Below are 12,641 nucleotides of genomic sequence, written 5' to 3'. Positions count from 1 at the left end.
AGCGCAGCCAGGGCGACTTCCACCTCGCCTTCGGGGGCCTGATAAGCCTGGCTGAGCACGGCCGATTGATCCGGCTCCGGCAAGGCCTTGCGGTCGAGCTTGCCGTTGGCCGTCAAAGGCAGGTGGTCGAGCCGCACATAGGCGGCCGGGACCATGGCGTCCGGCAGCCGGGCTTGCAGCCAGTCGCGCAGGCTGTCGAGGTCGAGCGCCTGGTACTCGGTGAAGTACGCCACGAGGCGGCCATCCCGGGCCAGCACCACGCCTTCGCGCACGTCCGGGTGCTCGCCCAGGCAGGTTTCGATCTCGCCCAGCTCGATGCGCACGCCGCGGATTTTCACCTGGTCATCGTTGCGGCCCAGGTAGTCGAGCGTGCCGTCTTCCAGCCAACGGGCCAAGTCACCGGTGCGGTACAGGCGCGCCTGTGGGTCGGCGCTGAACGGGTCCTGGATAAAGCGCTCGGCGGTCATCTGGGGTCGGTTGAGGTAACCGCGCGCCACGCCGGCACCGCCGACGTACAACTCGCCCGTGAGGCCCCGCGCAACCGGTTGCAGGTGCTCATCCAGCACATACACCTGAGTGTTGGCGATCGGCCGGCCGATATGCAGGGTCCGGCCCGCGTCTATCCGCCCGGAAGTCGCCACGACCGTGGCTTCGGTCGGGCCATAGTTGTTGACCAGGGTAAAACGCTGCGGCGTGCTGAACTGACGCAGGCGATCACCGCCGATCAGCAGGGTTTTCAGGGTCGGGTGTCCAAGGTGCTGGCTGAACGCGTATTCAGCCACCGGCGTCGGCAGGAAGCTGACGTCCAGCGGCTGCGCGGCCCACCATGAGAGCAATGCATCGATGTCCTCGTGGGCCTGCTGTGCCGGTGGCAAGTGCAGGGTGGCGCCCACGCACAGGGCCGGCCAGATTTCCCAGGCCATGGCGTCAAAGCCGAAACCGGCGACACTGGAGGTATGGCTGCCGGCGTGCAGGTCGAAGGCATCGCAGTGCCAGTTCACCAGGTTTTCCAGGGTGCGATGTTCGACCATCACGCCCTTGGGCAAACCGGTGGAGCCGGAGGTGTAGATCACATAAGCCAGGTTGGTCGGGGTCAAACCGGCCACGCTCGGGTTGCCGCTCGGCTGGTGGTGCCACTGATCGCCGTCCAGCGCGATCACCGGCCTGTCGCTGTCGCCCAGCAAGTCGCGGGTGCCCGACTGGGCCAGAACCACCTGCGGGGCACTGTCCTGCAACAGGTAACCGATGCGTTCCCGCGGGTGGGCCGGGTCGATAGGCACGTAAGCCGCGCCGGCCTTGAGGATCGCCAGCAGGCCCACCAGGGTTTCCAGGCTGCGACGGGCGCAGATGGCGACCCGGTCGTCCGGGCTCACGCCGTGTTCGAGCAGGCTGTGCGCCAACTGGTTGGCACGTCTGTCGAGCTGGCGGTACGTCAGTTGGGCATCGCCCTGGCGTACGGCAATGGCCTCGGGCTGCTGCGCGGCGCAGGCTTCAAACCGCGCGTGAATGGTCTGGCCAACCGGGTATTGCCTGGCGCTGGCGTTCAGCTCCAGCAGCACCCGCTGGCGCTCGCGGGCCGAGAGGATCGGCAGCTGATTCACCGCGAGCTGGGGCGTGTGTTCCAGCGCCGTCACCAGGTTCGCCAGGGCCGTGTGCATAAAGTCGCAAATACGCTCGGCACCGATCTCGTCCACGGCCAGGGCGACCAGCCTGAAGTCATCACCCAGGTCGTCCACGCTGAGGGTCAGCGGGTAGTTGGTACGCTCCTGGGCGGCGAAGAACTCGATGCCCTGCCACGCCCGCTGATCCTGTTGCACCGCGGCAACGGCGCTGTGCCGGTAGTTGAGCAGTGCGTTGAACAGCGGCTGTGGCGCCGCCACCCCGCTGCACCGCTGGGCCAGTGCCAGTGGCGCATGTTCATGGCTCAACAGCGCGGTGAGACGGCCATGGGTCGCCTGCGCCGCGGCGCGCACGCCCTCGGCGCCGACGTCGACGCGCAGAGGCAAGGTATTGATGAACAAGCCCAGGGCCTGTTCAGCCCCCTCGCCACCTTGCAGGCGACCGAGCAGTACCGTGCCGAACACGGCGGTGTCGCTGCTGCACACCGCGCCCAGTACCCGTGCCCACGCCAGGTGGAACAGGCTGGCCGCACTCACCCCCAGTTGGCGGGCTTGGCTGCGCAGACGCTGGCTCAGTTCGGCCTCGAGCGCCAAGACCGACTCGCGCAGCTGGCTGCCATTACCCTGCACGTCGCGAACGCCGAACGGCAGCGTCGGCTCGACGATATCGCCCAACAAGTCGCGGAAGAATGCCTCATGCTCCGCCTCGCTGACACCCAGGCGGGCCTGCGCCACGTAGTTGCGATAAGGCTGTGCAGCGGCCTGCGGCGCGGCCTGCCCTTGCAGGTACCCTTGCACTTCCTGGCGCAGCAGTTCCAGTGCCGTATGGTCCATGATCATATGGTGGAACATCAGCACCGCCAGCCAGCGATCATTCTGCGGGTCGGCAGCGCAAGCGATGCGGATCAGCGGCGCTTCACTGAGGTCCAGGCGGTGATGACGGGTGTCGAAACGCGCCCGCAACTGCTCCTCGATGGCCCCCTGCGCCGGATCCAGCGTCAAGGTTTGCACCACCAATCGGGCTTCGCGCAGTACCACTTGCAGCGGCTCGGCGAAACCGTCCCAAAGCACGGCGGTGCGCAAGGCATCGTGGCGGTCGATCACCCGTTGCAAGCCCTGGCTGAAGGCATCCAGGCGTTCGCGGCTGCTCAGGCCAATCATGGCCTGCAGCACGTACGGATCGCCCTCGGCAGACTGCAAGTGATGGAACAGGATGCCCGCCTGCAAGGGGGCCAGCGGGTAAATATCTTGCACATTGGCCACGCCACCCGGTACCTGCTCGACGATGCGGTCAAGGGTGGGTTGGTCGAGCGCCACCAGCGGCACCAGGTCGGGGGTAATGCGCTGGCAATCGACGCCGATGCGGTTCGCCGGCACCACCAGGTTGCTTCGCGCACTGCTCAGGGAGGCTGCGAGCGCAGCCAGCGTCGGCTGGCCGAACAACGCCCGCACATCGGTATTCAGGCCCTTCTGGCGCATGCGCCCGATCAGGCTGACCGCCAGCAGCGAGTGGCCGCCCAGTTCGAAGAAGTTGTCGTGACGCCCTACCCGCTCCACGTTCAGCAGCTCGGCCCAGAGCTGGGCCAGGGCGATTTCGGTGTCACCCTGCGGTGCTTCGTATTCATGGCTGCGCAGCGCGGCCATGTCCGGGGCCGGCAGCGCCTTGCGGTCCAGCTTGCCGTTGGGGCTCAGCGGGAACGCGTCCAGGTGCACGAACACCTGCGGCACCATGAACTCCGGCAGTTGCGCAAGCAGGTGGGTGCGCAGCTCGTCAGTGGCCGCCGGCGCGCCGGTGTAGTACGCCACCAGGCGTTTGTCGCCCGGCACGTCTTCGCGGGCCAGCACCGTAGCCTCCAGGATCCGCGGGAACTCGCCCAGGCGCGCCTGGATTTCCCCTAGTTCGATGCGCAAGCCACGGATCTTGACCTGATCGTCGTTACGCCCCAGGTATTCGATATTGCCGTCCGCCAGGAAACGCCCGACGTCACCGGTGCGATACAGCCGGCCTTCGCTGAACGGGTCTTTGAAGAAGCGTTCGGCCGTCAGGTCCGGACGGTTCAGGTAGCCACGGGCGACCTGCACGCCACCGATGTACAGCTCGCCGCTGACGCCCAGCGGCACCGGCTGCAGGTGCGCGTCGAGCACGTACATGCGGGTGTTGGCGATGGCCTTGCCGATCGGGGTGTTGTCCGGGGTCAGCGCACCGCTGCAATCCCAGGCCGTGACGTCCACCGCCGCTTCGGTCGGGCCATACAGGTTGAACAGCTGGCTGCCCGGCAGTTGCTGCTTGAAGCGCCGCACCACGCTGCCCGGCAGCGCCTCGCCGCTGCACATCACCCGCACCAGCCCGGCCGCCTGGCTGACATCGCCATGGGCCAGGAACACGTCAAGCATCGACGGCACAAAGTGCAAGGTGGTGACCTGCTCGGCCTCGATGATATCGCACAGGTATTGCGGGTCTTTGTGCCCGCCCGGGCGCGCCATGACCAGGCGTGCGCCGGTGAACAGCGGCCAGAAGAACTCCCACACCGACACGTCGAAACTGAACGGGGTTTTCTGCAGCACGCTGTCGTCGGCATCGAGGCCGTACTCTTCCTGCATCCACAGCAGGCGGTTGACCACCGCACTGTGTTCGTTGATCACGCCCTTGGGCTTGCCGGTGGAACCTGAGGTATAGATCACGTAAGCCGCATGCTGCGGGGTCAACCCGGCAACCGCCGGGTTGCTTGACGGCAGCTGCTGCCAGTGGGCGTGATCGAGGTTCACCACCGGTACGGCGATGTCGCCGAGCAAGGCACGGGTGGCGGTTTGCACCAGCACTACAGCCGGGGCGCTGTCTTCAAGCATGTAGGCCAGGCGATCCTGCGGATAGGCCGGGTCCAGCGGCACATACGCGCCGCCAGCCTTGAGGATCGCCAGCAGGCCGACCACCATCTCGGCGCTGCGCTCGACACAAATCGCCACCGGCGAATCCGGCTGCACGCCGTGCGCCCGCAGGTGATGGGCCAGGCGGTTGGCCTGGGCGTTCAGCTCGCGGTAGCTCAGGCGCTGGCCGTCGGCCACCACGGCAACCGCGTCGGGGGTGCGTGCAACCTGGGCTTCGAACAGGCCGTGCAGGGTCTGTTGCAGCGGGTAATCGCGGGCGGTGGCGTTGAATTCCAGCAACAGGGTTTCGCGCTCGGCATCGGGCAATACCGGCAGGTGCTGCACGGCGGTATTCGGTGCGTTTTCCAGGGCTTCGACCAGGCTGTGCAAGGCGGTTTGCATGTAAGCCGCCACACGGGCCGCGTCCACGCCCGTGGCCTGTACGCCCAGCTGGAAGCCTTCGCCCTGGTCATCCACCGAAAGCATGCACGGGTAGTTGGTGCGTTCACGCACTTCGAACACTTCGGTGCCGGCCCAGTACTGCGGCCCTTCGCTTTCCAGCAACGGGCTATGGCGATAATTGAGGATCGAACTGAACAGCGGCGACGTCGCCGGTACGCCGCTGCAACGTTGCGCCACCACCAGCGGCGCATGCTCGTGACCGAGCAAGGCGGTCAGCCGTCCATGGGTGGCGCGCACCGCCGCACGCACGCCGGCTGTGCCGGCATCCACGCGCAGTGGCAAGGTATTGATGAACAGGCCCAGGGCGCGGTCGGCGCCCTCGCCGCTCTGCAGGCGGCCCAGCAGCACCGTGCCGAAGACCACGTCGTCCCGTCCGCTGACGCTGGCCAGCACGCGGGCCCAGGCCAGGTGGTGCAGGCTGGCGGCGCTGACGCCCAGGTGACGGGCCTGGGCCCGCAGGCGGCGGCACAGGTCCGGGTCCAGGTTCAGGCGCGCTTCCTTGACACCCAGGCCATCGCCCTGCACTTCTTGCAAGCCGAACGGCAACGTTGGCTCGTCAATATCGCCCAGCATCTCGCGGAAGAACGCTTCATGCTGCGCCTGGCTGACGCCCAGCAGGGCCTGGGCCACATAGTTCCGGTACGGCATCGCCGCGCCTAGCTGTGCAAAGTCGCCGTTGCGCCAAGCCTGGACTTCTTCGCTGATGACATCCAGGGCCGTGTGGTCCATGGCGATGTGATGGAACAACAACAGCGCCAGCCAACGCTGATTGGCTTCATCATGGGCGAAGGCCAGGTGCATCAGCGGTGCGCGGCCCAGGTCAAGACGCGTCAGGCGCGGGTCGAAACGCGCGCGCAACTGCTCCAGCACGCTGCCTTGGGCGGTATCGAAATGCAGCTCTTCAAGGGCCAGTTCAGCGTGGCGCAGCACCACTTGCACAGGACGTTCCAGGCCCTCCCACAACACGGCAGTGCGGGTGATGTCGTGACGTTCGACAACCGCTTGCAGGGACTGGGCAAACGTGTCGAGCTGCTCGCGACTGCCCAGGGTGAATGTGGCTTGCAGCAGGTACGGGTCGCCCTGCTCGGCGGTGATGTGGTGGTAGAGAATGCCCTGCTGCAAAGGTGCCAGGGGGTAGATGTCTTGCACGTTGCGCGCGCCACCGGGCACCCGCGCGACAATCCGCTCGAGCTCGTCCTGGCTCAGTTCGATCAGCGTCAGCATGTCGGCGCGCAACTGCGTACAGTCCGCCGGAATGCGGTTGGCCGGCACCTGGATTTCACTGCCGCCGCCCACCGCAGCCGCCAGTGCTGCCAGGGTCGGCTGGCCGAACAGCACGCGCACGTCGGCGCTCATGCCCAACTGGCGCATGCGCTCGATCAGCTTGACCGCCAGCAACGAGTGGCCACCGAGTTCGAAGAAATTGTCATGGCGGCCCACGCGGGCGACGCCCAGCACCTGGGCCCAGAGATCGGCCAGGGCGGTTTCAGTGGCGCCCTGAGGGGCCGCGTATTCACGGCTGGCAAACGCCTCGACCTCGGGCACCGGCAACGCACGACGGTCCAGCTTGCCGTTGGGCGACAGCGGCAAGCGCTCCATCTGTACATAGGCGGCCGGGATCATATAGTCGGGCAGCAGTGCCTGCAGGTGCGCACGCAGCTCATCGATGCCCGGTATTGCGCGTTCGGCCTTGGCCGTAAAGTAGGCCACCAGGCGCTTGTCGCCCGGGCTGTCCTCACGCACCAGCACCGCGGCATCGCGAATGCCGGCGTACTGGGCCAGGCGCGCTTCAATTTCGCCCAGCTCCACACGAAAGCCGCGGATCTTGATCTGGCCGTCGTTGCGGCCCAGGTAATCAATCTCGCCGTTGGGCTGGTAGCGCCCCAGGTCACCGGTTTTGTACAGGCGCCCGCCCGCCACGAATGGGTCGGCCAGGAAGCGCTCGGCCGTGAGGTCATCACGGTGCAAATAGCCGCGCGCCACGCAGGCGCCGCCGATGTAGATTTCGCCGGCCACGCCCAGGGGGACAGGCTGCAGCTGTTCATCCAGCAGGTAAATGCGGGTGTTGGCCACCGGCACGCCAATGGACGGCAGCACCGGCCATGAGGCGGCATCGCCGTCCAGGGTCAGGGCCGTGGTCACGTGGGATTCGGTCGGGCCATAGTGGTTGTGCAGGCGGCAACCCGGCAGGCGCTGGAACAACGCACGCATCTGCGCGCTGATGCGCAGCTGCTCGCCCGCGGTGATGACATCGCTCAGTGCACAGGCCAGGGCGCCCAGTTCCGGCTCATCGGCCACCGCTTCTGCCAGCGCCTGCAAGGCGATGCACGGCAGGTACAAACGCTGGATGCGCTGCTCGCAGATATGACGGAACAGCTGGCGGAAGTTAAGCCGTACATCACCATGGATCAACGACAGTTCACCCCCGGCACACAGGGTGCTGAAGACTTCCTGGAATGCCACGTCAAAACCCAGCGCCGCAAACTGCAACGTGCGCTGAGCCTCGCGGCCATCCGCCACGGTCTGCGCGATCTGCCACTGCATGAGGTTGACCAGCGGCCCGTGGGGCATGGCCACGCCCTTGGGCTGGCCGGTGGAGCCGGAGGTGTAGATCACGTACGCCAGGGCGTCAGCCCGCAGGCCTTGCACCCGCGGGTTGTGCGCAGGTTGTGCGGCGATGCCGGCCGGGTTGTCCAGGCACAAGGTGGGCACGCCCGCCGCGCCGAAACGCGGCATGAGGGATTGCTGGGTCAAGAGCGCCTTGGGCGCGCTGTCGTGGAGCATGTAGGCCAGGCGTTCGTCCGGATAGGCCGGGTCCAGCGGCACGTAGCCCGCGCCCGCCTTGAGAATCGCCAGCAACCCGGCGACCATTTCCAGGCCGCGTTCGGCGCAGATCGCCACACGATCGTTCACACCGATGCCATCAGCGACCAGGCGATGGGCCATGCGGTTGGCCAGGCTGTTCAATTGGCCGTAGCTCAAGGCCTGCCCTTGGTACGTCAGCGCAGTGGCGTCAGGCTGGCGCAGTACCTGGGCCTCGAACAGCGCATGCACGGTGGCCGTGGCCGGGTACTCGGCGTCGAAGGCGTTGAAGTCGCCCAGCAGCTGTTGCCGTTCGGCATCGGGCAACAACGCCAGGCTGTGCAGGGGTTGGTCCGGCTGGTGCTCGAGCGCGTCGGCAATGGCCTCCAGCACGCGGTGCATGTAACCGCACACGCGCTGCGGGTCGACACCCGCCACCGCCTGCACGCTCAGGCCAAAGGAGTCGCCGAGGTCGTCCACCGACAGCATCAACGGGAAGTTGGTGCGTTCTTCACCGCCGAGCATTTCCACGCCCGCCCACTTCAGGGCTTTGCCCGCGTCTTCGGCCGACTGCGCGCCGACTGCCGCGTGCCGGTAGTTGAGCAAGGCGCTGAACAACGGTGTCGGCGCGGCCACACCGCTGCAACGCTGGGCCAGGGACAACGGCGCGTGTTCGTGGCCGAGCAAGGCGGCCAGCCGCGCGTGGGTGGTTTTCAGCGCGTCTTCCACGCCCTGACCGCCCGCCTCGACACGCAACGGCAAGGTGTTGATGAACATGCCAAAGGCGCGGTCGGCGTCTTCGCCGCTGCTCAAGCGGCCCATCAAGACCGTGCCGAACACCACGTCGCGGCGCCCGGATAAGTGCCCCACCACCTGGCCCCAGGCCAAATGATGCAGGCTGGCGTTGCTGACCCCCAGGCGCCGTGCCTGGGCGCGCAGGCGCTGGCCCAGTTGCGCGGCCACCGGCAAGTTGGCCTGCTGGATACCCTGGCCATCGCCCTGGACGTCCTGGAGCCCGAACGGCAGGCTCGGTTCATCGACATCGCCGAGCATCTCGCGGAAAAACGCTTCATGGGCGGCCTGGCTGATGCCCAGCCGGGTCTGCGCCACATAATTACGGTACGGCACCGAAGGCGCCAGCTGGTCGGCACGCCCCTGCAGGCAGGCTTCGATTTCCGCGCCAAGCAGCGCCAGCGAGGTGGCATCGTCGATCAGGTGGTGGAACTGCAGCACCGCTACACAGCCCTCACCGCCCGGTTCCTGGGCGAAATGCAACGCCATCATCGGTGCGCGGGTCAGGTCCATGCGGGTGTGACGCGGGTTGAAGCGTTGCGTGAGCTGCGTGGCCAGATCTTCGGCCGAAGGCGCCAGTTGCACCTCCTGCACCAGCAGGTGGGCTTCACGCCAGACCACTTGCACCGGCTCGTCCAGGCCGTGCCAGGCGACCGACGTGCGCAGGATGTCGTGACGGGCGATCACCTGTTGCAGGGCTTCGACGAAATCCGCCAGGCGTGCGCGGCTCTCCATGCGCAGCAGCGCTTGCAGCAGATAGGGGTCGCCCTCGGTGCTGGTCTGGTGGTGGAACAGAATGCCTTCCTGCAACGGTACCAGGGCGTAGATGTCCTGCACGTTGGCCACACCGCCGGGGATGCTGGCGACCAGGGTGTCGATTTGAGCCTGGGGCAGTCGGACCAGCGGCAGCATGTCCGGGGTGATGCGTTGGCAGTCGCGGGCAATGACGTTGGCGGGCACCTGCACCTGGTGCCGGTTGCCGGCGGCCGCCGCCAGTGCGGCCAGGGTCGGCTGTCCGAACAGCACGCCCACATCGGCGTTAAGGCCGACCTGGCGCATGCGCTCGATCAACTTCACCGCCAGCAGCGAGTGGCCGCCCAGCTCGAAGAACTGGTCGTGGCGGCCCACCTGCTCGACCCCGAGCAACTCGCTCCACAGCCCCGCCAGGGTGGTTTCCAGTGCACCCTGCGGGGCCTGATATTCACGCCGCGCAAACGCTTCGGCATCCGGCGCCGGCAACGCCTTGCGATCCAGTTTGCCGTTGGTGGTCAACGGCAAGCTGTCCAGCGTGACGAAGGCGTTGGGCACCATGTAATCGGCCAGGGACACCAACAACTGCGTGCGCAACGCGGCGGCTGAAGGCTGGGCACCCTCGGCGGCAATCAGATAGGCCACCAGGCGTTTATCGCCCGGCTCGTCTTCACGCACCACCACCACCGCTTCACGCACGCCGTCGCAGGCCGTCAGACGGGCTTCGATTTCACCCAGTTCAATACGGAAACCGCGGATCTTGACCTGGTCGTCGTTACGCCCCAGGTAGTCGATGCTGCCATCCGCCTGCCACCGCCCCAGGTCGCCGGTACGGTACATGCGCGCACCGGGCGTGGGGTCGAAGGGATCGTGCAGAAAGCGCTCGGCGTTGAGTTCAGGGCGGTTCAGGTAGCCACGGGCCACGCCCGCGCCGCCCACGTACAGCTCCCCTTCGACACCGTGTGGCACCGGCCGGCCCTGGGCGTCGAGGACGTACAGGCGCAGGTCCGGAATGCGCCCGCCGATGGGGCTGGTACCGACCAGTTGCGCATCCGCCGCTGCCAACGCCCGGTAGGTGACGTGCACGGTGGTTTCAGTGATGCCGTACATGTTCACCAGTTGCGTGCCGCTGTTGGCCATGCGCGCATACCAGGGCTTGAGCATCGCCGGCTCGAGGGCTTCGCCACCAAAAATCACCTGGCGCAGGGAGTGCTTCAACGCACTCTGGCCCTGAGCGGCGATCAGTGAGCGAAAGGCGCTCGGCGTCTGGTTGAGGATGGTGACGCCCGCGCTGCACAGCAGCGCGTAGCATTCGTCCGGCGAGCGGCTGGTGACTTGCGGCACCACCAGCAGTTGGCCGCCGTGAATCAGCGCACCCCAGATTTCCCACACGGAGAAATCGAAGGCGAAGGAGTGGAACAAGGCCCACACGTCCTGATGGTTGAAACTGAACCAGGCATCGGTGGCGGTAAAGAGCCGCGTGACGTTAGCGTGTTCGATCATCACGCCCTTGGGCAAACCGGTGGAGCCCGAGGTGTAGATCACATAGGCCAGGCTGGCCGCGGTGAGGCCTGCAATGTGCGGGTCCTGTACCGATTCCTGGTGCAGGCTCGTCGCGTCCAGATCAATCACCGGTACCGCGAGTTCGGCCACCAGTGCCTGGGTCGCCGCCTGCACCAGCACCGCTACCGGGGCGCTGTCCTGCAAGGTGTAACTGATGCGCTCCTGGGGATACGCCGGGTCGATCGGCACATAACCGGCGCCGGCCTTGAGGATGCCCAGCAGCCCGACGATCATTTCCAGGCCGCGCTCAACGCAGATCGCCACCCGGTCATCCGGGCGCACACCCAGGCTTAACAGACGGTGGGCCACCCGGTTCGCGCGACGGTTCAATTCGGCGTAGCTCAAGCGCTGCTCGTGGAACACCACGGCGGTCGCATCGGGTCGTGAAGCCGCCTGGGCTTCAAACAACCCATGCAGGGTGGCATCGCTGGCCGGCGTACTGGAGCCGGCGTTCCACTGTTGCAACAGTGCGCGATCGCGCTCGGTGGTCAGTGAGAAGTCATTCACCGCCAGCGCGGCATTCTCCAGCGCTTGCTCCAGCACGTGGGTGAAGCGCTCCGCCAGGCATTCGATTTCCTCGGCATTGAAATACGCTTCGTTATAGACGTAGTGGGCCCATGCCTTGTCTTTCAGGTTGCTCGCACGCAGGTGAAAAGCCAGGGGCATCTGCTCGTGGCTGTTGGTGACCTTGACCGAATCGCCCAGCCCTTGGGCGAACTGGTACCGATGGTCGTCCTGTTCGTAGGACAAGGTCACATCGAACAGCTGCCCGCCTTCGTTGCGCAGGTTCAAGCCACTCAAGGGGAAACGCTGGTGCCGGTAATCCTGCTTGAGCCCGTCGCGCACGGCACAGATCACCTCGCCAAAAGTCAGCTCGCGACCGAGGCTGAAGCGCACCGCGCTGACCTGGGTAAACATGCCAACGGTGCCTTTGAACTTGCCCGTGCGGTTGAGCAAGGGCAGGCCCACCACCCATTCATCGCGCTGCGTCACGCGGGTGAAATAGACATACATGGCCGCCAGCAGCACATGATAGGTAGAGGCCTGGAAGTCTTTGGCCAGCTCCCCCATGCGCTCATGTAAAGCCACCGGGAACGGCCGTGCGTAATGCCGGCCCGGGGCCTTGCCCTTGGCGAATTGGTTGTGATGGCGCGCCGTGAACAGCGGCTCCGGCAGGCTCTGGTACTTCGCCTGCCAGTATTCACGGTCCTTGGCATAGCGCGCCGACTCACGGTAGCGCAGGTCGTCGTGGATGAAATCCTCGTAGGACGTGGCTTCCATATCCGGCTGCCGCGCCTCGAGCAGGTCGCTGTACAGCGCGCCAAGCGATTGCAGCATCTCACCGAAGGCCCAGCCATCGAGGATGATGTGGTGGGCCTGGTTGATCGACCAGTAATGGGCGTCGGCCAGTTTGATCAGGAAAAACCGGCACAGCGGCGCCTCGGTCATGGGGAATGCCCGCGCCATGTGTTCTTCAACGAAGGCCATGGCCGTGCCGACGGGATCGGCCTGGGTGGAGAAATCCAGAAATGGCACGTCGACCTTGATCGCCGGCACGAACGCCTGCAACGGCACGCCGTCGGCATCCGTCTCGTCAACCAGGGCGAGGCGCAGGGCATCGTGCTTGTCCACCATCAACTGCACGGCACGCTGCATCACTTCGGGGACGATCGGCCCCTGGATCTCCAGGTAGTTGCCGATGTTGTACAGCGGCGAATCGCCCTGGCTGATCTGGTCGAGCCAGATGGCTTTTTGCGCGGCGGTCAGCGGGAAGGTTTGCGGCTTCAT

General features: G+C 66.2%; 1 protein-coding gene (running past one end of the window). It reads right to left on the bottom strand.

Features of this window, described 5'->3' with window-relative positions:
• Positions 1–12,641, bottom strand: partial view of a non-ribosomal peptide synthetase gene (locus tag H7A76_RS18775; protein WP_185699867.1) — the 5' portion only. It extends 6,601 nt beyond the left edge of the window; 12,641 of the gene's 19,242 nt are visible here — the first part of the coding sequence; its start codon is at positions 12,639–12,641; its stop codon lies off the left edge, out of view.

It is taken from the genome of Pseudomonas sp. MSSRFD41, assembly GCF_014230245.1.
Taxonomy (GTDB): Bacteria; Pseudomonadota; Gammaproteobacteria; order Pseudomonadales; family Pseudomonadaceae; genus Aquipseudomonas; species Aquipseudomonas piscis.
Note: the sequence above shows the minus strand (reverse complement) of the source record. Positions and strands in the feature narration are given on the sequence as shown.